Source organism: Streptococcus parasanguinis (genome assembly GCF_047465465.1).
Lineage (GTDB): Bacteria > Bacillota > Bacilli > Lactobacillales > Streptococcaceae > Streptococcus > Streptococcus parasanguinis_AI.
In genome coordinates, this window is the sequence record NZ_JASGZU010000001.1 from 305993 (window position 1) to 329651 (window position 23659).

Annotated in this window: 25 protein-coding genes, 1 riboswitch and 1 other annotated feature; of the genes, 22 read left to right on the plus strand and 3 right to left on the minus strand. The window is 41.8% G+C overall.

Going from position 1 to position 23659, the window contains the following annotated elements:
• The first annotated feature begins 40 nt into the window (after positions 1-40).
• Positions 41-517: an EbsA family protein gene (locus QM351_RS01520; RefSeq protein WP_023917814.1), complete on the plus strand. Its 477-nt coding sequence runs from the start codon at positions 41-43 to the stop codon at positions 515-517.
• A 9-nt stretch (positions 518-526) separates the two neighbouring features.
• Here the strand turns inward: QM351_RS01520 and QM351_RS01525 are convergent, their stop codons facing one another.
• On the minus strand, positions 527-727 hold the full coding sequence (locus tag QM351_RS01525; protein ID WP_003006690.1) for a ferredoxin: 201 nt from the start codon (positions 725-727) through the stop codon (positions 527-529).
• A 45-nt stretch (positions 728-772) separates the two neighbouring features.
• Here QM351_RS01525 and QM351_RS01530 point away from each other — a divergent pair, with 45 nt between their 5' ends.
• The 17 genes from QM351_RS01530 to QM351_RS01610 all read left to right on the plus strand — a co-directional run bounded on the left by QM351_RS01530 (position 773) and on the right by QM351_RS01610 (position 14791).
• Positions 773-1228 carry an SAG1386/EF1546 family surface-associated protein gene (locus tag QM351_RS01530; RefSeq protein ID WP_003006692.1) on the plus strand — a complete coding sequence of 152 codons (456 nt, stop codon included), beginning with the start codon at positions 773-775 and terminating at the stop codon, positions 1226-1228.
• Between the two features lie 14 nt (positions 1229-1242).
• Complete coding sequence (gene cmk, locus QM351_RS01535; RefSeq protein WP_414326247.1) at positions 1243-1923, plus strand: (d)CMP kinase; 681 nt, start codon at positions 1243-1245, stop codon at positions 1921-1923.
• Positions 1924-1946: 23 nt separating this feature from the next.
• Positions 1947-2075: a sequence feature (ribosomal protein L20 leader region), on the plus strand.
• Between the two features lie 16 nt (positions 2076-2091).
• Complete coding sequence (infC, locus tag QM351_RS01540; RefSeq protein WP_003003721.1) at positions 2092-2622, plus strand: translation initiation factor IF-3; 531 nt, start codon at positions 2092-2094, stop codon at positions 2620-2622.
• Positions 2623-2655: 33 nt separating this feature from the next.
• Positions 2656-2856 carry a 50S ribosomal protein L35 gene (gene rpmI, locus QM351_RS01545; protein WP_001125942.1) on the plus strand — a complete coding sequence of 67 codons (201 nt, stop codon included), beginning with the start codon at positions 2656-2658 and terminating at the stop codon, positions 2854-2856.
• A gap of 49 nt (positions 2857-2905) precedes the next feature.
• Entirely contained in the window at positions 2906-3265 is a 360-nt protein-coding gene (rplT, locus tag QM351_RS01550; protein ID WP_000124830.1) for a 50S ribosomal protein L20, read from the plus strand.
• A gap of 244 nt (positions 3266-3509) precedes the next feature.
• A complete protein-coding gene (locus QM351_RS01555) occupies positions 3510-3977 on the plus strand; it encodes a deoxycytidylate deaminase (protein ID WP_206280106.1) in 468 nt (155 codons plus the stop codon).
• 173 nt (positions 3978-4150) lie between these two features.
• On the plus strand, positions 4151-4591 hold the full coding sequence (locus QM351_RS01560) for a hypothetical protein (protein WP_414326249.1): 441 nt from the start codon (positions 4151-4153) through the stop codon (positions 4589-4591).
• Between the two features lie 137 nt (positions 4592-4728).
• Positions 4729-5160 (plus strand): hypothetical protein, encoded by a 432-nt coding sequence (locus QM351_RS01565; RefSeq protein ID WP_414326251.1) that lies wholly within the window; start codon positions 4729-4731, stop codon positions 5158-5160.
• Positions 5161-5295: 135 nt separating this feature from the next.
• A complete protein-coding gene (locus tag QM351_RS01570; RefSeq protein WP_414326253.1) occupies positions 5296-6522 on the plus strand; it encodes an ABC transporter permease in 1227 nt (408 codons plus the stop codon).
• 390 nt (positions 6523-6912) lie between these two features.
• Positions 6913-8103 carry a methionine adenosyltransferase gene (gene metK / locus QM351_RS01575; protein WP_414326255.1) on the plus strand — a complete coding sequence of 397 codons (1191 nt, stop codon included), beginning with the start codon at positions 6913-6915 and terminating at the stop codon, positions 8101-8103.
• 192 nt (positions 8104-8295) lie between these two features.
• Positions 8296-9555 (plus strand): UDP-N-acetylglucosamine 1-carboxyvinyltransferase, encoded by a 1260-nt coding sequence (locus tag QM351_RS01580; protein WP_414326257.1) that lies wholly within the window; start codon positions 8296-8298, stop codon positions 9553-9555.
• A 56-nt stretch (positions 9556-9611) separates the two neighbouring features.
• Entirely contained in the window at positions 9612-10163 is a 552-nt protein-coding gene (locus tag QM351_RS01585; protein ID WP_414326258.1) for a GNAT family N-acetyltransferase, read from the plus strand.
• Positions 10156-11433: a CBS-HotDog domain-containing transcription factor SpxR gene (gene spxR / locus QM351_RS01590; RefSeq protein WP_227038079.1), complete on the plus strand. Its 1278-nt coding sequence runs from the start codon at positions 10156-10158 to the stop codon at positions 11431-11433. Before QM351_RS01585 ends, spxR begins: the two co-directional genes overlap by 8 nt.
• A 20-nt stretch (positions 11434-11453) precedes the next feature.
• On the plus strand, positions 11454-12314 hold the full coding sequence (locus QM351_RS01595; protein ID WP_414326259.1) for a methionyl aminopeptidase: 861 nt from the start codon (positions 11454-11456) through the stop codon (positions 12312-12314).
• An 83-nt stretch (positions 12315-12397) separates the two neighbouring features.
• On the plus strand, positions 12398-13369 hold the full coding sequence (locus QM351_RS01600; protein ID WP_155167791.1) for a YihY/virulence factor BrkB family protein: 972 nt from the start codon (positions 12398-12400) through the stop codon (positions 13367-13369).
• A gap of 253 nt (positions 13370-13622) precedes the next feature.
• Positions 13623-14087, plus strand: a complete 465-nt coding sequence (locus QM351_RS01605; protein ID WP_070660317.1) for a MarR family winged helix-turn-helix transcriptional regulator — start codon at positions 13623-13625, stop codon at positions 14085-14087.
• On the plus strand, positions 14084-14791 hold the full coding sequence (locus QM351_RS01610) for a B3/4 domain-containing protein (protein ID WP_014713165.1): 708 nt from the start codon (positions 14084-14086) through the stop codon (positions 14789-14791). The genes QM351_RS01605 and QM351_RS01610 overlap by 4 nt, the downstream gene beginning before the upstream one ends.
• Positions 14792-14815: 24 nt before the next feature.
• On the opposite strand, the gene QM351_RS01615 is transcribed toward QM351_RS01610, so the two are convergent.
• Positions 14816-15259, minus strand: coding sequence for a GtrA family protein (locus tag QM351_RS01615; protein WP_021153029.1), 444 nt, complete (start codon positions 15257-15259; stop codon positions 14816-14818).
• Positions 15260-15287: 28 nt separating this feature from the next.
• A riboswitch (PreQ1 riboswitch) is annotated at positions 15288-15394 on the plus strand.
• Between QM351_RS01615 and QM351_RS01620 the strand changes: the two genes are divergently transcribed.
• The 4 genes from QM351_RS01620 (at position 15392) to pulA (ending at position 21293) form a co-directional block, all read left to right on the plus strand.
• Positions 15392-15901, plus strand: a complete 510-nt coding sequence (locus QM351_RS01620; RefSeq protein ID WP_003006740.1) for a QueT transporter family protein — start codon at positions 15392-15394, stop codon at positions 15899-15901. Its footprint overlaps the riboswitch before it by 3 nt.
• Positions 15902-15986: 85 nt before the next feature.
• Complete coding sequence (gene ligA, locus QM351_RS01625) at positions 15987-17945, plus strand: NAD-dependent DNA ligase LigA (protein WP_414326262.1); 1959 nt, start codon at positions 15987-15989, stop codon at positions 17943-17945.
• A 9-nt stretch (positions 17946-17954) separates the two neighbouring features.
• A complete protein-coding gene (locus QM351_RS01630) occupies positions 17955-18917 on the plus strand; it encodes a diacylglycerol kinase family lipid kinase (RefSeq protein WP_003006748.1) in 963 nt (320 codons plus the stop codon).
• Positions 18918-18995: 78 nt separating this feature from the next.
• Entirely contained in the window at positions 18996-21293 is a 2298-nt protein-coding gene (gene pulA, locus QM351_RS01635) for a type I pullulanase (RefSeq protein ID WP_414326264.1), read from the plus strand.
• A gap of 54 nt (positions 21294-21347) precedes the next feature.
• On the opposite strand, the gene QM351_RS01640 is transcribed toward pulA, so the two are convergent.
• On the minus strand, positions 21348-23507 hold the full coding sequence (locus tag QM351_RS01640; RefSeq protein WP_414326266.1) for an LTA synthase family protein: 2160 nt from the start codon (positions 23505-23507) through the stop codon (positions 21348-21350).
• Positions 23508-23659 lie beyond the last annotated feature (152 nt).

Genomic DNA, 23659 nt, shown 5'->3' on the forward strand with positions numbered 1-23659 from the left:
TTTTGTTTTTTATGCTAAACTATTAGATGGGGGTACGCTCATGATTAAGATATTTGGAAAGGTCCATTATCATTGGCAACCGGACTTATCTATTCTTGTGACTTATTGGTCCATTGCAGTGATTCCGGTCTTTATTGGACTGGCCTTGATGTATGAGAGCTCTAGTGTGCCAACGCTAGTTTTGTTTTCGTTCTTTTTATTTATGGTCTTGCTCGCGATTGGGGTCCATCGTTACTTCACGATCTATGAGGATGGGATCTTGCGGATTATTACTGCCAATCCTTTTACTCCAATCAAAGTGAAGATTGACTCGATCGAAAAGGTCGAAGTAAATAAGAAATCGATCAAGCTCATATTTAATGATGGATCGCGCAGTCGAACATTCTGTATGCGTAAATGGCCGAAAAAATACTTTATCAATGCACTTGCCTTAAATCCTTATTTTAAGGGAGAAGTAATCCTGACGGACAATTTCATCCATGTGGATTACTACGAGATGTATTATGCAAACAAATAAAAAGCCCTCTTAATCTTTTAAGAGAGCATGAGTGGGGCATTCTTTAATAGCCTCGAGAACATCGTTTGTGACAGGGACTTCCTTTTCAAGGAGGTCGTCCTCTTCAGCAGCAAATTTAACGATGCCATTGTCATGGTAATCAAATAATTCAGAATAGGTCTGACAGAGACCGCAAGCGATGCAACGATCTGGAATTAACGTAACTTTCATACTTCTATTGTAATGATTTTTACGAGAAAAAACAAGGAGGAAGTCATGGCAAAAGAACCATGGGAAGAAGATATTTACGATGATGGAGAAGAAACATTGAAAAGAACGAGTAAGTTAAACGGAATCAAGGCAGACCGTCTATTGACGATTTTAGCCATTATTTTCTTTGTAGTAGTAGTGGCGATGGTCTGCTTGTTGATTTTCCTTTCAACAGGTGGCAGCAACAAATCAAAACAAATGTCTGGTTTCTACAATGGAGAGACTAAGGTTGAACAGAAATCATCAGCCCCTGCAGCACAAACTGACCAAGCGGCTAAAGACGATAGTTCAAAAGATGAGAACTCTGAAGAAGGTACGATCACTGTTCAAGCAGGTGAAGGGGAAGCAGCGATTGCTGCGCGTGCTGGTATTTCCATTGCCCAATTGGAACAGTTAAATCCTTCTCATATGTCTACAGGATCTTGGTATGCCAATCCTGGTGATGTCGTTAAGATTCAGTAGGAGTTGAGGACAGCATGAAACAAATTCAAATTGCCATTGATGGACCGGCTTCAAGTGGAAAATCTACGGTTGCAAAGATCATTGCCAAGGATCTAGACTATACGTATCTAGATACGGGGGCTATGTATCGTGCAGCGACTTACCTAGCTTTACAAAATAATCTGACAGCCGAACAGGTAGATGACCTCTTAGCCCTTTTAGATCAATATCCAATTAGTTTTGGTCGTTCGGAAGAAGGAGAGCAGCTTGTCTTTGTAGCGGACGTGGATATTACCCATCCAATTCGTGATAACCAAGTGACCAATAATGTTTCGTGGGTCGCAGCGCTTGCGCCTATCCGTGAAAAGTTGGTGGCTCTTCAGCAAGAGATTGCTGCGAAGGGTGGGATCGTCATGGATGGACGCGATATTGGGACAGTTGTCTTGCCACATGCAGAGTTGAAAATCTTTTTGGTCGCTTCTGTTGAGGAGCGTGCAGAACGTCGCTATAAGGAAAATGTTGAAAAGGGCATCACAGCGGATCTTGAGTTGTTGAAAAAAGAAATCGCGGAGCGGGACTATAAGGACAGCCACCGTGCTGTGTCTCCTTTGAAACCTGCAGCCGATGCCATTCATTTTGACACAACGGGTGTTGGAATTGCAGACGTTGTGGCCTTTATTGAAGAAAAAGCAAAAAAACTTCTTGACAAAGAATAAAAAACTTGATATCATATAAAAGTTGAGAAAAGCAGAAGTGAGAACTTCTCGCCTTGTGACGCAAGTTGCCTGGCCCCTACGGATCAAGTTTCAGTAATGAAATACATCATGTAGTTCGGGCCTGTATTGCAGGTCCGTTCTTTGTTTTTCTCGAATAATAAAAAAGAGGTGAAAACCATAGCAAAGCAAGACTTATTCATCAATGATGAAATTCGTGTACGTGAAGTTCGCTTAATCGGTCTTGAAGGTGAGCAATTGGGTATCAAACCACTTAGCGAAGCGCAAGCACTTGCAGACGACGCTAATGTTGACTTGGTTCTCATTCAGCCTCAAGCTAAACCTCCTGTTGCGAAAATTATGGACTACGGTAAGTTCAAATTTGAGTACCAGAAGAAGCAAAAAGAACAACGCAAAAAACAAAGCGTTGTGACCGTGAAAGAAGTTCGTTTGAGCCCAGTGATTGACAAGGGTGATTTCGATACAAAACTTCGCAATGCTCGCAAATTCCTTGAAAAAGGAAATAAAGTGAAGGTATCCATTCGCTTTAAGGGTCGTATGATTACCCACAAAGAGATTGGTGCTAAAGTTTTAGCCGACTTCGCTGAAGCGACACAAGATGTGGCGATCATCGAACAACGTGCTAAGATGGATGGACGTCAAATGTTCATGCAATTGGCGCCAGCAACTGACAAGAAATAATCTGTCAGAAAGTTAAAAAAAGGAGAAAATATCATGCCAAAACAAAAAACACACCGCGCATCAGCTAAACGTTTCAAACGTACAGGTTCTGGTGGACTTAAACGTTTCCGTGCTTACACTTCTCACCGTTTCCACGGAAAAACTAAGAAACAACGTCGTCATCTTCGTAAAGCATCTATGGTGCATTCAGGAGATTTCAAACGTATCAAAGCAATGCTTACTCGCTTGAAATAATTGCGTATTCGTAAGTAAAGAATTCTAGGAAATATTGGAGGAAATATAAATGGCACGTGTTAAAGGTGGCGTTGTATCACGCAAACGTCGTAAACGTATTCTTAAATTAGCTAAAGGTTACTATGGAGCTAAACATATCTTGTTCCGTACTGCAAAAGAACAAGTAATGAACTCTTACTACTATGCATACCGTGACCGTCGTCAAAAGAAACGTGACTTCCGTAAATTGTGGATCACACGTATCAATGCGGCAGCTCGTTTGAACGGACTTTCATACTCACAATTGATGCATGGTTTGAAATTGGCTGAGATCGAAGTGAACCGTAAAATGCTTGCTGACTTGGCTGTTAACGATGCAGCAGCTTTCACAGCTCTTGCAGATGCAGCTAAAGCAAAACTTGGTAAATAATGTTTATAATAGGCTGGGCAGAAGTTGTCCAGCCTTTGATGTATGATAGAAATAACTGTATGACGCAGTGATTGATTGGCTTCTTTGTTCGCCTTATAAGCTCCAAAGATAGCCTAATCAACTGTGCGGGGGTGGGAAAACGAACTCTTTTTTACTAGTCAGAGTTCTTTCCCACTCCCTTTTTTTCTTGTTGATTTCATGCTATAATGAAAATAATCGTAACCGATATGAGGAGGATATAAAGGTGACACATAATCGACTAGCATGGGATGAGTATTTTGCAGCTCAGGCTTTACTGATTTCGAATCGGGCGACCTGTAATCGGGCGAAAGTAGGGGCTGTTCTGGTTAAGGATAATAAGGTCATTGCAACCGGCTATAATGGATCTGTTTCTGGAACAGATCATTGTTTAGAGGATGGCTGCCTCATGGTCGAGGGACACTGTGTCCGTACGATTCATGCGGAAGTCAATGCTATTTTGCAAGGAGCTGAAAGAGGAATTCCCAAAGGCTTCACAGCTTATGTCACGCATTTTCCTTGTCTCAATTGTACTAAGCAATTGCTTCAAGTTGGCTGTAAGCGGGTGGTATACATCCATCAATACCGCATCGATGAATATGCTGAATACCTCTACCGTGAAAAAGAGGTAGAACTGGTCCATCTCCCATTGGAAGTGGTTAAAGAAGCTATTGCAGAGGCAGACTTCATTTAAAAAGATCCTGTCTAAAACTTGATATAGATCTAATAGAAAGCTTGTTTTTGAGATCACACTTGGCTGATTCTTCTAGAGGAATGAGAGTGTGATGATACGTAAAATTTGCTATCTAATTTTCTTATTCGCCCAGGGACCTGGGGTTGTTGTTATATGAAAGGTAGGAAACCGTGATGACAGACCAAGAGAAACATTTTGAAGAAAATAAGGAACCTAGTAAGAGAAGTGAAGATTATCCCAATTCTGTATTTGTTCAGAATCCTCTAAAAGAAAATAGCTTACATTCTATTCTTCTTTCAGTGGCCTTTTACTTATCCATTATCTATCTTGTATTGTTTGTCTCTTTATTTGCACTTTTGGGTTATGGATGGGGATTTGTCGTTTTGATTTTCCTTGGTCCAAACTTATTAAGTCTTGCCATTGGGGCCTTTCTAATTCGACTAGGGATGAGGAAAGGGAATAAAAGCCTTCTTTATGCGAGTATTGGACTCTATCTGCTGTCAATCATCTTGGCTTTTGATCCAGACTGGGAAATATTTCGAATTGCTCCCTTATGTTTAGGTGTTCTGGATTTAATCGGAACACTCCTGGTTAAAGAAGAGAAAAGCTTTTAATTAAAAGATAGGTATGGGCCACTTTACTTAATAAAAAGTATTCGGGTCGATCAAAGCGATCGTTAAATCAATTCTTTTTGTCGATTTTTGAGTACTATTATTTTAAAGGATAACTAAGAACTTTAGGAAGAAATGAAATGTCAGTTCAACCAAAACATTCTGAAGTAAAAAAAGAAAAAGAGGAAAGGATTACAGATGAAGATCTTTCACCTGTTGGTGAATTTGATTCAGAAAAGAGAATTGGGAAATCTGGAATACTTGCTTTTGCCTCGGTCCTAGCCATTGCTTATATCGTTTTGCTTTTATTAGGTCTCTTTTCACTAGGATCATGGGTTGGTGGTTTTTTGTACTTTTTGGGAATCCATATTATTAGCTTTGTTATTGCAACTATCCTGCTTTGGAATGGAAATGTGAACGGCAATAAAGCAACTCTTTATATAGCAGCAGCTATTTATGTTTTTTCATTTATTGCTGCGGGTAATCCTTCTTGGGTGATTAATCATATACCACCGCTTGTGGTAGGAGTGCTGGTATTGATTGGAACTGTATTGTTAAAAAATGAAGAATGATGATAGCAGGTAGGGTGTTCAAACCTATCTTTTTTATTTATTTCTGACAACTCACTAGGAAAACGGTTACAAACTGTGTTATAATTTAAATAAATGAATAGTTAAATACTTTTCTTAGAAAGTAGAGGAGAATCTATGTCTAGAAAAAAATGGTATTGTATACTGCTAATTCTTGAAGCAATTCTTTATCTTGTTTCTTATGGTAGTAGTCTAGTAGTGAGCTATAGTTCCCGAAATTTAAATGGAAATACACCACTGTTCACTGCCTCTAGTATTTTTTCTATCTGGAATGGAATGATTATTTGCTGGGTAATTTGGAGAATCATGAAGCAACGTTTAAATGTTGAAGGATTGATAGCTGTTCTTCTCCTCTCAATTACTCAACTACTGATGTTTTTTTTACCACCTTTTTCCCCAACAAATCTGCTGAACATTTCCTTTGTGCTAAATATCATTTGTTTAATATGGATTTGGTTGCTTATAAAGAATGTAGAAATGAGGGAGCTTTTAAACAATTGGAAAAGTAAAGATAGTTGGAAATCATCGATAGCTTATTTAGTACTATTTGTTGCCTCTACAAATATTTCTCCACTATTTATATTGATTGGTATGGATAGAACGAGTGACATTTACGCTTTTACACTGCGATACACTGTAATGGAGTTAATGTTTATACTTCTGATTAATGTTATGATCACAAGTACAAGTGATAAACTTCAGAAAGTATTTTCTCTCTTGCTCATTTTATCTTCTCTTGTTGTGATAGGTGTAGTATACTCTTTCATCTCTCGTATAAGCTTCTACGGTCTCTTTTATCTTCTCTTATCGATTTATATTGTTTGTCGTGTTTTTGGTTTGTTTGATAAAGTTGCAGATAGCTGGGAGTCCAAGGTGAAAGTACAAGATCTATCATCTATTGAAACTAAACCAGAGATGGAATACCCTCTAGTAGAAGGAGAGATAGATGTAAACGATCAGTTGAATGCTGAGATACGATCAAACAATGATAAAGAAAATTCGCCAAAAAGAATTATTCTTCAGTCGTCCTGGTTATGGAGCGCCCTTATAATAGCAGTCTGTCACCTTGGTATTATGATTTTTCCTTTATTTTTAGGAAACCCCATGTATCTACTGATCTTATATATTGGTGCCATCCATTATATTTGTTTTATGATTGCGACTATATTACTTTTCATTGGTATGAGAAAAGGAAGTAAAGGACTCCTAAATGCGGCAGCTATCTTATTTGTTATTTCTATTATAGGTACGCCAGATCCTTATTGGATAGGTCCAAATATTTTATCCTTTATTCTGGGAGTCTTGGTATTTATTGGAACTATATTATTTAAAAATGGAGACTGATTAAAGTAGATAGGGTTGAAAATTTTTAAAGAACTGTTATCATTTAAGTAGGTGGTAGGTTTTCGAGTACCCATTGGTACGCGGACACCTACCATTTTTGAAGATAAAAAAGCATCATGTGAGGGTGCTAGATCTTACCTGTTGAACTCGTAAATTGATGGATACCCTACGGGGTATTTTTTTGTGAACTTTTTAGGAACTTTGAGGACTGCTTAAGTTTGTTTAATAGAGCCCAAAAAAGCTGATTTAATGGGCTTTTTTGAAAAATCATTTTCCATATCATTTGTAATGTGTTATAATGAAGTGTTATATGGTCCCGATAAGGTGGTAGAAATCTTCTATCAGTACTTTGTAACTCTATAACAATATTTTTTAAGGGGGGACATTTTTATGTCAGAACGTAAACTTTTCACGTCTGAATCAGTATCTGAGGGGCATCCAGATAAGATTGCAGACCAAATTTCAGATGCTATTTTAGATGCTATTTTAGAGCAAGATCCAGAAGCTCACGTGGCTGCCGAAACAGCTGTTTATACTGGTTCCGTGCATGTCTTCGGTGAGATTTCAACGACTGCTTATGTGGATATTAACCGTGTGGTTCGTGATACCATTGCAGAAATTGGATATACTAATACGGAATATGGATTCTCAGCTGAAACTGTAGGAGTACACCCATCTTTGGTGGAACAATCTCCTGATATTGCCCAAGGGGTTAATGAAGCCTTGGAAGTACGTGGAAATGCAGATCAAGATCCACTTGATTTGATCGGAGCAGGAGACCAAGGTCTCATGTTTGGTTTTGCGGTGGATGAAACAGAAGAACTCATGCCATTGCCAATTTCACTCAGCCACAAATTAGTTCGTCGTTTGGCAGAGCTTCGTAAGTCAGGTGAAATCAGTTATCTTCGTCCAGATGCGAAATCTCAGGTCACTGTTGAGTACGATGAAAACGACCGCCCAGTGCGCGTAGATACGGTTGTTATTTCAACCCAACACGATCCAGATGTCAGCAATGAACAAATCCACGAAGATGTGATTAACAAGGTCATTAAAGAAGTGATTCCATCTTCTTACCTAGATGATGAGACTAAATTCTTCATCAACCCAACTGGCCGCTTTGTTATTGGTGGACCTCAAGGGGACTCAGGATTGACAGGTCGTAAGATCATCGTCGATACCTATGGTGGTTATTCACGTCACGGTGGTGGTGCATTCTCTGGTAAGGATGCAACCAAGGTGGACCGTTCGGCTTCTTATGCAGCTCGTTACATTGCTAAAAACATTGTGGCAGCTGGTCTTGCTAAGAAGGCAGAAGTGCAATTGGCTTATGCGATCGGGGTGGCTCACCCAGTATCTGTTCGTATCGATACTTTTGGTACAAGTACTGTTGCTGAGAGCAAATTAGAAGCAGCAGCGCGTGAGATCTTTGATCTTCGCCCTGCAGGGATTATCCAAATGCTGGACCTCAAACGTCCAATCTACCGTCAAACAGCAGCATACGGTCATATGGGACGGACAGATATCGACCTTCCATGGGAACGTTTGGACAAGGTAGAAGCCTTGAAAGATGCTGTAAAATAATTCGTTGAAATGGAAAAGTTAGGGTCAATATGATCCTGGCTTTTTTTCGTTTTGAAAATTCCTACAGATGGAAAAATAGGGCGATCTGTGGTATAATAGATGCAGTATTTTAAATACATTGTCCCTTTTATTTCCGTTGAAAAAAACGATAGTAAAAGGAAAAATACTTGAAAGAGCTAATGAATTATTAAGATGAAAAAAATTGTAATAAATGGTGGTCGCCCTCTAAAAGGAGAGGTGACCATTAGTGGTGCAAAAAACAGCGTAGTAGCCCTGATTCCTGCGACCATTCTGGCGGATGATATCGTGACCCTTGATGGGGTGCCAGATATCTCAGACGTGGCAAGTTTGATTGAGATCATGACCATCATGGGGGCTAAGATCGAGCGCAAAGAAGACAGTTTGATCATTGATCCTCGTGGGGTGAAGGATATGCCCATGCCATTTGGAAAGATCAATAGTCTCCGTGCCTCCTATTATTTCTATGGCAGTTTATTAGGGCGTTACGGTCAAGCAACGGTTGGACTACCTGGCGGGTGTGATCTTGGCCCGCGTCCGATCGATTTGCATTTGAAGGCCTTTGAAGCGATGGGAGCTGCTATGACCATGGATGGCTCCAGTATGAAGCTTGCGACAGACGGCAAGCCCCTTCAAGGAGCGATTATCTATATGGACACTGTTAGTGTTGGTGCAACGATCAATACGATTTTGGCAGCGGTCAAGGCTGAAGGTCGGACAGTGATCGAAAATGCTGCTCGTGAACCTGAAATTATCGATGTGGTAACCTTGCTTAACAATATGGGAGCTCATATTCGGGGAGCAGGGACGGATATCATTACCATTGATGGTGTTCCGCATTTGCATGGAACGAGACATCAGGTGATTCCAGATCGCATCGAAGCTGGAACCTATATTGCCCTTGCCGCTGCTATTGGGGAAGGTATCCAGATCAATAATGTCCTGTATGAGCATTTGGAGAGCTATATTGCTAAGTTAGAGGAAATGGGTGTGCGCATGACCATTTCTGAAGATAGTATCTTTGTAGAAAAGCAGATGGGCTTGAAGGCCATCCAGATCAAAACGTCTCCTTATCCTGGTTTTGCGACTGATTTGCAACAACCGATCACACCTTTGCTCTTAACGGCTGTAGGACGTGGTCGCATTGTTGATACGATTTATGAAAAGCGGGTCAACCATGTACCAGAATTAGCTAAAATGGGGGCCACCATTTCGACCTTGAACGACCACATTATTTATGAAGGGCCAAATCAATTGACAGGATCCAGTGTGAAAGCGACGGATCTTCGAGCTGGTGCGGCTTTAGTGATCGCAGGTCTCATGGCTTCTGGAACAACAGAAATTACAAATGTGGAATACATCCTTCGCGGGTATTCAGATATTATTCATAAATTGACCCAACTTGGAGCAGACATCCAGTTGGTAGAGGAATAGTGACAGAACTTGGGATCTGATAGTGGCGGCTGGATACACGAACAATGGAGTTTGAAATGAATATTTGGACGAACTTAGCTGCCTATTCACTAATTGAAACACAAAGGTTGTATTTACGACCTTTTCTCTTTGAGGATGCGGAAGATTTTTATAAGATTGCTTCGAATCCTGAAAATTTACAATTTATCTTCCCTGCACAAGCCGATCTTGCTGAAACTCAATATGTACTAGCCAACTATTTCATGAAAAATCCTTTGGGGGTTTGGGCCATCTGTGATAAGAAAACCAATCGGATGATCGGCTCCATCAAATTTGAAAAGTTGGATGAAATCAAGGGTGAGGCTGAGTTAGGCTACTTTTTACGCAAAGATTTTTGGGGAAAGGGCCTCATGACTGAAGCGGTCAAAGAGTTGGTTTATCTCTCATTTGAGAAATTTCAACTGAAGGAGCTTAAGATTGTCACCCATGTTGAAAATGCAGGGAGTCAAAAGGTCGCTTTGAAGGCTGGTTTTCGTCTCTTTCGTCAATTCAAAGGGAGTGACCGCTATACGCGTAAAATGCGCGATTATTATGATTTCCGCCTAGGTAGAGGGGACTTCTATGAGTAAACACCAAGAGATTTTAGACTATCTCGAAAAATTACCGATTGGAAAACGGGTCAGTGTCCGCAGTATCTCCAATTTTTTGAATGTCAGTGATGGGACGGCCTATCGTGCCATTAAAGAAGCTGAAAATCAAGGAATTGTCGAAACGCGTCCTAGAAGCGGGACCATCCGTGTCAAATCGCAAAAAGCTGTACTAGAGCATTTGACCTATCGGGAAATTTTAGAAATCACCGGCTCTGATATATTAGCAGGTGAAGAGGGACTCGAAAAAGAATTTAATAAATTTTATATTGGTGCCATGACGGAAAAGCACGTCCTAGACTATGTGTCTGAAGGTGGGCTTTTGATCGTGGGTGACCGTACTAGCATCCAACGATTGGCTCTTAAACATGACAATGCGGTCTTAGTGACAGGTGGCTTTGAAGTGAGTGAGGATGTGATTGATCTGGCCAATCAGGTACAAATCCCAGTCATCCGAACTTCACACGATACCTATACCGTCGCGACTATGATCAATAAGGCCTTGTCTAATATGCAGATCAAGACGGATATCTTGACAGTCGAGCAGGTCTATCGGCCCTTCCATGAGTACGGCTATCTTTCTGAGACGGATACGGTCCGGGATTATTTAGATTTGGTTCGAAAGAATCGCTTTAGTCGTTTTCCGGTTGTCAATCAGCACCAGATGGTAGTGGGCGTCGTAACCATGAGAGATGCTGGAGATAAGGCGCCTCAGACGACCCTTGATAAGGTGATGTCACGGACCATTTTTACCACTAATTTGTCCACCAGCATTGCGACGATTAGCCAACGGATGATCGCTGAAGATTATGAAATGATTCCTGTTGTTCGTAATAACCAGACCTTGCTGGGTGTTATTACGCGTCGGGATGTCATGGATCGGATTAGCAAGGTGCAGTTTTCGAGCTTACCAACCTTTAGTGAGCAAATTGGTCAAAAGATTCAAACAGAGAACGACCATTACCAATTCACAGTGGAGCCAAGTATGCTGGAGAAAAGCGGTGTTTTGGCCAATGGGGTCATGATCGAAGTGCTGATGAAGGTTATTCGCAAGATGATGCAACACAGTGGGCGTAGCTTGATTGTCGAACAGTTGATCATCAATTTTTTACAGGCTGTGCAGGTGGATGATGTGATCCGCATTGAACCACAACTAGTTCGACGAACCAGACGTTCGGCCTTGGTTGATTTTAGCTTGTATTTAGATCTGCAGCTAGTCGCGAAAGCAACCATTACGATTAAGATTAATTAAACAAAAGAAATGAGGAGACAATGATTACATTAAAATCACAACGTGAAATTGAAGCTATGGATCGTGCAGGTGATTTCCTTGCCAGCATCCATATTGGATTACGTGACTTGATCAAGCCAGGGCTTGACCTATGGGAAGTAGAAGAATATGTCCGTCGTCGCTGTAAAGAAGCCAATGTCTTGCCGCTTCAGATCGGTGTAGAAGGCAGTCTCATGGATTATCCTTATGCGACTTGCTGTGGTTTGAATGACGAGGTAGCCCATGCTTTTCCACGTCATGTCATTCTCAAAGATGGTGATCTCCTCAAGGTAGACATGGTCTTGTCAGAACCGCTTGATAAGTCTGTTTTGGATGTATCGAAATTAGATTTTGATAATGTAGAGCAAGTCAAGAAATACACGGAGTCTTATAGTGGTGGCTTGGCGGACTCTTGCTGGGCTTATGCGGTTGGAAATGTTTCGCAAGAAGTCCAAGATTTGATGGACGTGACCAAAGAATGTCTCTATAAGGGAATTGAGAAAGCGGTCGTTGGCAATCGCTTGGGAGATATTGGTGCAGCGATTCAAGAGTATGCAGAAAGCAAAGGCTATGGCGTGGTGCGTGATTTGGTCGGACACGGTGTCGGGCCTACCATGCATGAAGAACCAATGGTCCCACATTATGGTCGTGCTGGACGCGGTCTTCGCTTACGTGAAGGGATGGTCTTGACGATTGAGCCAATGATTAATACCGGTACTTGGGAGATTGATACAGATATGGAAACTGGTTGGGCCCATAAGACCCTTGACGGTGGCCTTTCTTGTCAATACGAGCATCAATTTGTGATTACAAAAGATGGTCCAGTGATCTTGACTAGTCAAGGTGAAGAAGGAACATACTAAAAAATAGAGAGGAAAGAATGGAGCTGAAGGCAAGTGTCTGGTTTCGCTCTTTGCTCTTTTTTAGTAAAATGGGGAGGTGACGAATGAAAAAGGTCCTACAAAAAATACTGGGACAGCCATTTATAAAAGGCTTCGTGCGATTTTATCAGAGTGCAGAGTCTGATATCACTAGCATTGCGGTTGCCTATTATTTGCTGATCTCCATTTTCCCTTTGATGCTGATTGCAGCCAATATTCTGCCTTACTTTCATATTCGTCCAACTCAGATTCTTTTAAGCTTACAGAAAGTTTTGCCATCCTCCTTATATCGAATAGTGGCACAGATGATTTCGAGTGTCTTGACCAAACCTTCGACAGGCTTACTGAGTTTCTCGATTATTTCTGCTTTGTGGATCTTCTCTCAGAGCATTGCCTACCTCCAAAAAGCCTATAACAAGAGTTATGGGGTGGAAAAGGAGCGTGGTATTATCTGGGGGCGACTCTTTAGCTTTCTGATCAGTTTTGCCTTGCAGGGCTTGTTTGGACTCTCGCTGATCCTTTCCATGTTTGGGAAAATGATCGTTCGTTATCTCTATAAGACCTTTTCATTTGATCGGACGATTTATGTGCGCTTACTGAATTTGACAGAGCCGACCATCTATCTCTTGCTTTTTGTTAGTCTGGTCTTGCTCTATTACACCCTTCCAAATGTCAAAATTCCGAAATTTAGATATGTATTGCCAGGGGCGACCTTTGTTGTTGCTGTCCTGTATGCGATCTTGAATATCTTTTGGAAATATGTGGATCGTTATGTGAGTCATTTCTTAGATGCTCGTTTCTTCGGTTCGGTCGTCCTAGCGGTCATCATGTTCTGGTTTATCTTGGTGGCAAAAATCATGATTATTGGTTGTATTTTAAATGCCAGTATCCAATTTGCTAGAGAAGCAAAGTTCCAAACGCGCAGTGGAGAAATTGTCTCTAAGTTAAAATCAGAAGAAGTGGACTTTCGGCATAGAGAAGTTTCACAAAAATTAAAGCTTCGGTTACGCTTGATAAAAAAAGAAAAAACGGAATAAGGGAGAGTGGGACAGAAATCGGTAATTCGTTAGAATTCGATTTCGTCGTCCCACCTCCGCACAGTTGAGTAGGGCTGTAAAAGCTGATGGAATCAGCGTAGTAGAGCCCACTCAACGACTGCGTCTTGCTCGACAATTCAAAAATAATTGAGAGGCTAGGACTTTTGTCCCAGCCTCTTTTTTTCTTATCTATCTTTATTGCATTTGCAACAAAAATGTGTTATGCTATTGTCAATAGGAAAGGAGGAGTAAGATGAGTATTTTGCGTGAGATTGGCATCATTGCGAGAGCACTGGATTCTATAGCAAATATTGAATTTCGAGATTTGGATCTGGCGCGTGGTCAATACCTCTACCTGGTGCGAATTGCCGAGCAACCTGGAATGATTCAGGAAGAACTCTCTGAAGTCTTGAAAGTAGATCGATCCACCGTTGCAAGGTCTGTAAAAAAACTAGAAGAACGAGGACTGATTCAGCAGCGTCCAAGGGGTGAAAACCTTAAAATCAAGGAATGGGAATTAACTGAAAAAGGTAAGCAGATTTACCCCTTCATTTTAGGGGAGCATCTTTACTCTGAAAAAACTGCCTTAAAAGGATTTTCCAAAGAAGAAGTCGCACAGTTAGAGGAGTATCTCATCCGAGTTCGTGAGAATATCACCTTGGATTGGGAGCTAGTCAAAAAAGGTCAAAAAAGAAATTATAGTGAGGTAAAGCAATGAAAGTGACAGTCGATCAAGCATTTTGGGATTTATTTCCAACAGCTAGAATTACAGTGATGTCCTTGTATGGTATTGATAATACAGTAGATGAAGCCAAGGATCCTTATTTCAAAGAATTGTTGGACAAGGGTACCAAGAGAGCATGGGAATTTATTGATGAAGAAAACTATACCCAGAGTGAGTTCGTTCAAGAGTGGCGCCAAGCTTTTAGCAAGTTTAAAACAAAAAAAGGAGCCCGATCTTCCATCGAAGCACTCTTAAAACGGGTTCACCAGGGACGTGAATTCTATCCGATTAATCCTTTGGTGGATCTTTACAATAGCGTGTCGATGGCTTATGCCCTTCCTTGTGGGGGAGAAGATATGGATAAATTGGTGGGTGGACTCTCTCTAGGACAAGCGAAAGGAGGCGAACCTTTCTTTCCATTAGGTGCTGAAGAAGATGCGCCAGCTTTGGAAGGGGAGATCATCTACTACGATCAAGAAGGAGCTGTTTGCCGTTGTTTGAATTGGCGTGAGGCTCAAAGAACCATGTTAACAGAAGATACCAAGGACGCTATTTTGGTGATTGAAGCCATCAATGAGGAGCAGGCCAAACGGGCCCAAACAGCTATGCAGGAATTGAAAGATCTAGCCAAGGATTATTTTGGGGTTGAAGGCACCATCTATCAATTAAGTGCAGAGCATGCAAGTATAGAAGTTTAAAAGAATAAGGCTGAAACAATCGTTTCAAGCCTTGTTTTTATTTTTAAAGACAAAGAGTTTACTAAAGACGTAATTGAGGACCACAATGGCCACTTGTGCAAAGAGGGTTTCAATCAGATTGATCTGGCTTTTGTTATTGTGGACAAATTGCCCGATAATTCCTGGGAACTGCTTGACAAAAATCTCAGTCAAGGCCATGTCCAGTATAAAGGTTCCAGAGCGCGCAATCGCAAATCGGATCAAGCGCTGAAACCAGCCCTTTCTTTCTTGTTTAAAGACAATGGTATCGTTGGTCGCAAAGGCAAAGAGGATCCCAGCAATGTTTCCAATCGCTGTCGCTAATCGTTCATCACGAGACACATGATAGATGAAGAGGCGGGTTCCTACGGAAACAATGGTTGTGGCAACTCCAAAAAAGAGATAGGATAAAATCTCATTATCAAAAAATTTTTTAATTAGTGTTTTCATAAATTCAGTCTACCATAAAACCTCAAAATATGCTATACTTGAAAGGTTGAAGAAATCAAACCTTCAACCCTTGGTGCTTAAGATCCTTTCGCCAAGCATATTACACGCGGGAAAACCGCTAAAGGAGAATAAATGAAACAGTTAACTGCTCGTGATATGGCACAAATTGCCATTGTTGCTGCGATTTATATCGTATTGACCATTACCCCACCTCTCAACGCTATGGCCTACTATGGCTATCAATTCCGTGTTTCGGAAATGATGAATTTCTTAGCTTTTTACAATAAGAAGTACTTGATTGCGGTGACGCTTGGTTGTATGATTGCTAACTTATTTAGTTTTGGATGGATCGATGTCTTTGTCGGTGGAGGTTCAACCTTTGTCTTCTTAGGACTTGGACTCATTCTATTTGGTCGATTTAAAAACAAGTTCTTGTTTGACGGTCTTATTCGCTTGGACCATTTCTTGTTTGCGATTTTCTTTTCCATCTCCATGTTTACGATTGCCTTGGAACTATACTACCTTCAAGGCCAACCATTCTTCTATAACTGGTTGACTATGGGATTGGGTGAATTCGCATCCTTGATTTTTGGAGCGATTGTGATCAATCAACTTTCTAAACGGATCGATTTTACAAAATAAGAAAAGGGAGCTTTGGCTCCTTTTTTTAATGCTAAGAATGCAGTAAATTCAAGGCTAAATTAAGATTTTATGATAAAATAAGAACATGAAAACCAGAATGAAAGAATTAGTGGAATTACTCAATCGATATGCTTACGAGTATTACACAAAAGACGCTCCATCTGTTTCGGATAGTGAATATGATCAATTATATCGGGAGTTGGTGGAACTAGAAACCGCTCATCCTGATGAGATCTTACCAGAGAGTCCAACTCACCGTGTAGGTGGGGTGGTTTTAAAAGGCTTTACCAAATACCAGCACCAGTATCCCCTTTATAGTTTGCAGGATGCTTTTTCGCGTGAAGAATTAGAAGCCTTTGATCAGCGTGTCCGTAAGGAATTTCCTTCTATCAGCTATGTATGTGAGCTGAAAATCGATGGCTTGTCTATTTCCCTCACCTATGAAAATGGAGTCCTCGTAACGGGGGCGACACGTGGGGATGGTTCTGTCGGTGAGGATATTACAGAGAACCTCAAGCGGGTCAAGGACATTCCTTTAGTGTTACCAGAGCCAGTGAACATTACAGTTCGAGGCGAGTGCTATATGCCACGGGCTTCCTTTGATCGGGTCAATCAGATCCGTCAAGAAAACGGCGAGCCGGAGTTTGCTAATCCACGAAATGCTGCTGCAGGAACGCTTCGCCAATTGGATACGACAATCGTGGCCAAGCGAAATCTTGCAACTTTCTTGTATCAAGAAGTGAGCCCGACGGATCAAAGCAGTCAGGAAGGCGTGCTTGAGAAATTAGCCCGCTTAGGGTTTGTCGTGAACCAAGAGCGAGTGCTGGCTGAGGATATGGAGCAAATTTGGGACTTTATCCAAAAAGTAGCTCAGCTTCGAGAGGATCTTCCCTACGATATCGATGGGATCGTCATCAAGGTCAATGACCTAGCTGTTCAAGAAGAACTAGGCTTTACCGTTAAGGCTCCTAAATGGGCTGTCGCCTATAAGTTTCCAGCTGAAGAAAAAGAAGCGAAAATCCTATCGGTGGATTGGACGGTTGGACGGACCGGTGTTGTCACGCCAACTGCCAATCTAACTCCAGTCCAGCTAGCAGGAACTACCGTTAGTCGGGCAACCTTGCACAATGTGGACTATATTGCTGAAAAAGATATTCATCAGGATGATACCGTCATCGTCTACAAGGCGGGTGATATCATTCCTGCGGTCTTGCGTGTTGTTAAAGATAAGCGAGTCTCTGATCAAGCATTAGCCATTCCAACTCATTGTCCAAGCTGCCAGAGTGAGTTGCTTCATTTCGAGGATGAGGTAGCCCTTCGCTGTATCAATCCGCTCTGTCCAGCACAGATTAAGGAAGGATTGAGCCACTTTGCCAGTCGGGATGCTATGAATATCACAGGCTTGGGTCCAGCTGTTGTAGAGAAACTCTTCGCCGCTCAGTTGGTAGAGGATGTAGCTGGGATCTATCGTCTGACAGTCGAGGATCTATTGACCTTAGAAGGCTTTAAAGAAAAATCTGCTGAAAAACTCTATGAAGCCATTCAAGCTTCAAAAGAGAATTCAGCTGAGAAATTACTCTTTGGTTTGGGGATCCGCCATGTCGGTAGCAAGGTTAGTCAAATCTTGCTCCAAGAATTCCATGACCTCGATCAATTGGCTACAGCTGATCCAGAACGAATTGCCAGCATTGACAGTCTCGGTATGGTCGTGGCTGAAAGCCTCAAGCGTTATTTCGCACAAGAAGGATCCAAGCACCTATTGCAAGAGCTTAAAGAAGCTGGCGTCAATATGGACTATCTTGGTGAGAAAGTCGCTGCTGATGCGGCCCTATCAGGAATGACAGTCGTTTTGACTGGGAAGCTAGAGCGACTCACGCGTTCAGAAGCCAAGGCAAAATTAGAAAGTCTGGGCGCTAAGGTGACTGGATCGGTTTCCAAAAAAACAGATTTGGTCGTTGCTGGTAGTGACGCTGGTAGCAAGTTAACCAAAGCACAAGAATTAGGAATCCAGGTAGAAGATGAGGCCTGGCTTGAAAGTTTATAGAGGATCTTTATGGTAGAACGAATCAAAAAAGCCCGTTTAATTTATAATCCGACCTCTGGGCAAGAAATTATCAAGAAAAATATTGCGGAAGTCTTGGACGTACTCGAAGACGTGGGCTATGAAACCAGCGCTTATCAAACGACTCCAGAACCATTTTCTGCCCAAAATGAAGCAGAAAGAGCCGCTAAAGCAGGCTTTGATTTAATCATTGCCGCTGGTGGAGATGGTACGATTAACGAAGTGGTCAATGGGGTCGCAGGTCTGGAAAATCGTCCGCAGATGGCCTTTATTCCGACCGGTACCACCAATGACTATGCGCGTGCCTTGAAGATCCCGATGGGAGATCCTGTGGCGGCTGCTCGCATTATCGAAAAGAATCAAACCATTCAGATGGATATTGGTCGTGCCTATGGCAGCAAGTATTTCATCAATATTGCTGCAGCAGGAACCATGACAGAATTGACCTTCAGTGTTCCAAGTAGTGTTAAATCTCGCTTGGGTTACTTTGCCTATGTGGCTGAAGCAGCTAAAATGTTGCCGCGAAACAAGGCTCGAAAGGTGCGGATTGAGCACGACAATGGTGTCTTTGAAGGGCCAGCGTCTATGATTTTTGTGGCCTTGACCAACTCCATTGCTGGTTTTGAAAGTGTCGCGCCAGATGCTAAGCTTGATGATGGGAACTTTACCTTGATTATCGTAAAAACTGCTAAGCTCTTTAACATGTTGTCCTTGATGATTCAGGCCATTAATGGGGGCAAGCATGTGCACGATGAAAATGTAGAATATCTCAAGACCAAGAAGTTGACGATCGAAATGTTAGGGAAAAATGCTCAACCATTCCGCATCAATCTAGATGGGGAATACGGAGGAGATACTCCAGTTGAATTGGAAGTCTTCCATAACCACTTGGAATTCTTTGCAAATATTGATGAAATCAACAACGATGCTTTGGTTCACCCATCTGAAGAATAAAAACAAATAGTTGGAATCCATTACGTGTTTCACCAGCGGATGGTTCCTTCGGTATTAAATTGGAAATAGGAAAATGTTATGCGACAATACCATGTAAAGCTTCATTTTCATAAGCAAAAAGGAAATTATTTTGCTTATGATATGTGGCAGTGGCAGGATCAAGTAGAAGGAAAATCAGTCTCTTTCTCCAAGTTGGATTATTTTGGAGTGGAGGGAAATCTGGTATACGAGAGTGAGCATGCCTTGAACCGGGGCCATGTCCTGGTTAAAGAAGGGGATTGGCTCACTAAGACCCGTGATTTTGAAATCGAACTCTTACCAGAAGGGTATGTTCGAGAAGTTTGGATTCTCGATGGGGACGATACTGTCTATTATTCATTGCAAGCTGCTTTGACGAGTCATGCTTATAGTCATCGTCAACCTCATGCCTACGATATGGCGACCCATGCCAAGGAATTTGACACCAAATGGGCTTATCAAGGCTGGCTTGGTTATCGTGAAGAAGAAGGGGAGTATTGCTTTAAGCTGTGGGCCCCTACTGCTAAGAAAGTTGAATTGTTGCTCTATCAATCAACAGAGTTGGATGCGCCTATTTGGAAGACTATTCCGATGATGCGTGGCAAACAAGAGTCTAGCTACCATCCAGAAAACACCCAAGGTGTTTGGATTCTAGATTTTCTAGGAAATTTAAGTGGCATGGCTTATCAATATCGTGTGCATTTTGAACACCAGACTCAAGTGACGCGCGATCCTTATAGCATTGCAACGACAGCCGATGGAATGCGCTCAGCCATTCTTTCAAGAGCAGATCGTCAGTTTGATTGGGGCACTAAAAAAGGCGCCGATGCGACTCCCTGGCGCCTGGACAATCCTTGTCGAGCAGTGATCTATGAGATGCACCTTCGGGATTTGACCAAGTCACCGACATCAGGTGTGGACGAGTCTTTGCGTGGGACCTATCTAGGGGCTTGCCAAGAAGGTACCGTCAATAGCCATGGCGATGCGACTGCCTTTGATTATATCCGTCAGTTAGGGGTCAATGTCGTGCAATTGCAGCCGATATCTGATCGCTATAAACAGTATGATGAAGAAGGTCGTGTGACCTACAATTGGGGTTACGACGTTCAGAATTATTCTGCACCAGAAACCAGTTTTTCAACGGATCCATCCAATCCCAAACAAACCATGAAAGAGCTTAAAACAATGATCCGGGCTTATCATGAAGCTGGGATTTCTGTAGTCATAGATGTGATCTACAATCATACCTACTCAACTGAGAATGGTCCTTTCCAAAATACAGTTCCGGATTATTATTACCGGATGGAGCCAGATGGGCGCTTCCAAAATGGGACAGGTGTCGGTAATGAGACGGCAAGTGAGCATGAAATGTACCGCAAGTACATGATTGATTCCCTCACGCACTGGGTAAAAGAGTACCAGATCGATGGTTTCCGCTTTGATTTGATGGGCATTCATGATGTGACGACAATGAATGCTATTCGGGAGGCGATGGATGCTCTGGATCCTCGCATTCTCCTTTATGGAGAAGGTTGGGACATGGGAACCGGTCTCGCACCAGAGGATAAGGCTAAGAAAGACAATGCGGCGCAATTGCCACGTATTGGATTCTTTAACGACACGGAGCGCGATGCTATTAAAGGGGCTGAGGTTTATGGTTCCATCAAACGTGGCTTTGTCAGCCGAAAATCAACAGAGAATATCGTTGCGCGTGCTGTTTTAGGTAGTGCGGAGCTTGGCAATTATTTAAGTCCCAATCAGGTCTTGAATTATGTGGAAGCTCACGATAATTATAATCTTTTTGACTTGCTTCAGACCCTTCATCCGAATGGAGAAGTAGCAGGATTGGTCAAGCGCTCAGAGTTGGCTACGGCCATGAATCTGCTCTTTCAGGGCATGGCCTTCATGCAATTGGGTCAAGAGTTTATGCGGTCCAAATTGGTAGCGACAGGTCCTGATGGAGAAATCACACCTTTGGATCGTGAACGGGCCATGAATTCCTACAATGCTCCAGATTTTGTGAATCAGGTCAATTGGGATCTGGTCAGTCAAAACAAGGAATCAATTGCCTATATCCGAAGCTTGATCAATTTGAAGACAAGTCTTCCTGTCTTAGAGCTTGAAAGCTATGATAAAATCTATCAACAAGTCTTTATTCAATCTGCAACTGATACCAGTGGTCTTGTCATCTATGAACTAACAGGAGACAAGAAGTACTTGGTCATCTTCAACGCCAGCGGACTTCCTTACTACCTCCAAAATTCAAATAAATTGAAATTGATGGTTGGGAATAGTCGTCATAAACGACCATTCTACGTGGAGAATTTAACAGCTTCTGTTTTTGAAGTCCTAGACTAAGTTCTTTTTAAAGAAATCATAAAATCCCTGAGTTTTTAAACTCAGGGATTCTTTTTATTTAGAAGAACTGCTACTGGTCTCTGTTGAGGAAGAACTATCGTCTTCTGGGTGCAATTCTTTATAAGTCGGTGCCTTGAAGAGATCAACGGTAGACTGGTTGCCACGTTGGTTATAAAGGCTGGTTGATTTGTCACCTTTTTCCTTTTCAATCTTCTTCAATGCCTTGAAGGAATTGGTGTAGGAATAATCTTCTGGATTGACTTTTCCAAGATCATTGCCTTTGAAGAAGCGAAGGAGGTCACCGGTCTGGATGCTATCGCTAATCTTCAATTGCAGGTTAGCAGCTTCCCTGATCTTGTCCAGTTCTTCCTTGGTTTTTTCGTCTGGGTTCGTGATTTCCTCACCTGTTTTGGTGTAATAGGTCCGGCCACTATAGCTCGTATACTCTGGAGTAACAAAGTAGTTAGCAGAGCGGAAGGCGACGATTTGATCATGATCTGGTGAGAGCATATCTTGACCAACTTGGAGGAATTTGTTGGATTCAATGCCTAGCAAATGTTCCAAGGTTGGGAGCATATCAATTTCGCCACCATAGGTATCAATGATGCCACCTTTATCCATACCTGGAATGACTACCATATAAGGTACGCGTTGCAACATGGCGTTGTCATAGCTTGACCACGTTTCAGAGTTCTTACCAAGTAGAGGAGCAAGAGCTGGGTTACGAGAGTTTGAAATTCCGTAGTGGTCCCCATAGAGGACGATGATGGAGTTTTTGTAAAGACCAGATTCTTTCAAGTAATCAAAGAAGGCCTTGATCGAAGAATCTAGGTAGTTAGCGGTCGCAAAATAGCCATTAATGGTTTCGTCTTGTGTCTTAGCAAGAGGGAAGCCAAGATCATCTCCTGACAAGCTAGTCGTATAAGGGTAGTGGTTGGAAACCGTAATGAACTTCGTATAGAAAGGCTGTTGCAATCTCTCGAGGTATTTGATGGAATCTTTGAGCATGTATTTGTCATTGAGACCATACTGGAAGGAGTTGCTGCTGTTCTGTTTGGTGAAGTAGCTAGCATCAAAGAAGTAATTGTAGCCCCATTGTTTATAGGCCGTATTTCGATTCCAGAAACTTCCAGCATTCCCGTGGAAAACAGCGCTCGAGTTGTACCCATTTTTTGAAAGAATAAATGGTGCAGCCTGTTGGGTATTGGTTCCGCCATAGTTCACCATAAAGGAACCTTGGTTGAGTCCAAAGAGCCCAGTTTCAATCATGGTTTCAGCATCAGACGTTTTCCCTGCCTTGACTTGGTTAAAGACATTCGAAAAGGCAAAGGTTTCCTTCGAATGATAGAGGGAATTTAAGAAAGGCGTCACTTCATATTCTTTATCGTCTACTTTCAACTTGTAATCGATCAAGAATTGTTGGAAACTTTCCAAGTGAATGTAGATGACATTACGGCCTTTGGCCATTCCGAAGTACTCAGGATTAGCTTTGGCATAATGCTGTTGGATATATTCTTCAACCGGTTTTAGATCTGCCTCAGAGGCTTTGGAACGCTCTTTGTTTGCAACATAAGTTTGATTAGCGCTGTATCCTAGAAAAGCAGGAAGACCCAAGGCACGAACAACATAGTAGTTTGAGAACCCACGTGTCAAGAGCTCAGGCCGGTCAATTTCTGCAAGGAAAAGATTGGCCGAAAAGAGCATAGCAGACAAAGATGTGATCGCAAAACTAGCTCGTTTATTGAAGGGACGGTTATCCATTCGAATCCATTTCTTAAAGAAGAAGAAAGCTAGAATCGGGAAATCCAAAATATAAATCACATCCCAAGGGCGGAACAATTCTAAAGCAGCAGCTCCGAGACCGGCAGACACTTTGCTCGAAGCCAACATGGTATTGACCGTTACGAAGTCTGTAAATTCTCGATAATAGATGGAGTTGGAAACCAACCAAATAAATAAGAGAAGGTAGATCCCAAAGGCCAAACTATAAAAGAGCTTAGTTCGTTTGATATAAAGTGCAAGACCAATGAAGAGCAGACTAATCGGTAATGGGTTGATCACTGCTAGAAAGATCTGGTAAGGTCCCTGAATGTCTAAATTAAAATCAACTGAATAGGCCCACATGGTTTTGAACCAGTAGAGCAGCAGAAGGGTCAAGACAAATCCTAGTCTGGTACTCATGAAATTGAGTATCGAATTCGTAATTTTTTTCACAAAATGTTACTTCCTTGTCTTATTTCCTAAAAATTTTCATATACAAGTATACCACAATTTTATGGAGAAAGAAAAAAATGACTGTAAAGGAGAGGAAAGAAATAGGAAAGATCCGGCATTTTATATCATTTGAAGCTAAATGATGAAAGCTA

Coding starts and splice junctions, on each gene's coding strand:
- QM351_RS01520 (WP_023917814.1), top strand. CDS start 41: ATGATTAAGATATTTGGAAAGGTCCATTATCATTGGCAACCGGACTTA.
- QM351_RS01525 (WP_003006690.1), bottom strand. CDS start 727: ATGAAAGTTACGTTAATTCCAGATCGTTGCATCGCTTGCGGTCTCTGT.
- QM351_RS01530 (WP_003006692.1), top strand. CDS start 773: ATGGCAAAAGAACCATGGGAAGAAGATATTTACGATGATGGAGAAGAA.
- cmk (WP_414326247.1), top strand. CDS start 1,243: ATGAAACAAATTCAAATTGCCATTGATGGACCGGCTTCAAGTGGAAAA.
- rpmI (WP_001125942.1), top strand. CDS start 2,656: ATGCCAAAACAAAAAACACACCGCGCATCAGCTAAACGTTTCAAACGT.
- rplT (WP_000124830.1), top strand. CDS start 2,906: ATGGCACGTGTTAAAGGTGGCGTTGTATCACGCAAACGTCGTAAACGT.
- QM351_RS01560 (WP_414326249.1), top strand. CDS start 4,151: ATGACAGACCAAGAGAAACATTTTGAAGAAAATAAGGAACCTAGTAAG.
- QM351_RS01565 (WP_414326251.1), top strand. CDS start 4,729: ATGTCAGTTCAACCAAAACATTCTGAAGTAAAAAAAGAAAAAGAGGAA.
- QM351_RS01570 (WP_414326253.1), top strand. CDS start 5,296: ATGTCTAGAAAAAAATGGTATTGTATACTGCTAATTCTTGAAGCAATT.
- metK (WP_414326255.1), top strand. CDS start 6,913: ATGTCAGAACGTAAACTTTTCACGTCTGAATCAGTATCTGAGGGGCAT.
- QM351_RS01580 (WP_414326257.1), top strand. CDS start 8,296: ATGAAAAAAATTGTAATAAATGGTGGTCGCCCTCTAAAAGGAGAGGTG.
- QM351_RS01585 (WP_414326258.1), top strand. CDS start 9,612: ATGAATATTTGGACGAACTTAGCTGCCTATTCACTAATTGAAACACAA.
- spxR (WP_227038079.1), top strand. CDS start 10,156: ATGAGTAAACACCAAGAGATTTTAGACTATCTCGAAAAATTACCGATT.
- QM351_RS01595 (WP_414326259.1), top strand. CDS start 11,454: ATGATTACATTAAAATCACAACGTGAAATTGAAGCTATGGATCGTGCA.
- QM351_RS01600 (WP_155167791.1), top strand. CDS start 12,398: ATGAAAAAGGTCCTACAAAAAATACTGGGACAGCCATTTATAAAAGGC.
- QM351_RS01605 (WP_070660317.1), top strand. CDS start 13,623: ATGAGTATTTTGCGTGAGATTGGCATCATTGCGAGAGCACTGGATTCT.
- QM351_RS01610 (WP_014713165.1), top strand. CDS start 14,084: ATGAAAGTGACAGTCGATCAAGCATTTTGGGATTTATTTCCAACAGCT.
- QM351_RS01615 (WP_021153029.1), bottom strand. CDS start 15,259: ATGAAAACACTAATTAAAAAATTTTTTGATAATGAGATTTTATCCTAT.
- QM351_RS01620 (WP_003006740.1), top strand. CDS start 15,392: ATGAAACAGTTAACTGCTCGTGATATGGCACAAATTGCCATTGTTGCT.
- ligA (WP_414326262.1), top strand. CDS start 15,987: ATGAAAACCAGAATGAAAGAATTAGTGGAATTACTCAATCGATATGCT.
- QM351_RS01630 (WP_003006748.1), top strand. CDS start 17,955: ATGGTAGAACGAATCAAAAAAGCCCGTTTAATTTATAATCCGACCTCT.
- pulA (WP_414326264.1), top strand. CDS start 18,996: ATGCGACAATACCATGTAAAGCTTCATTTTCATAAGCAAAAAGGAAAT.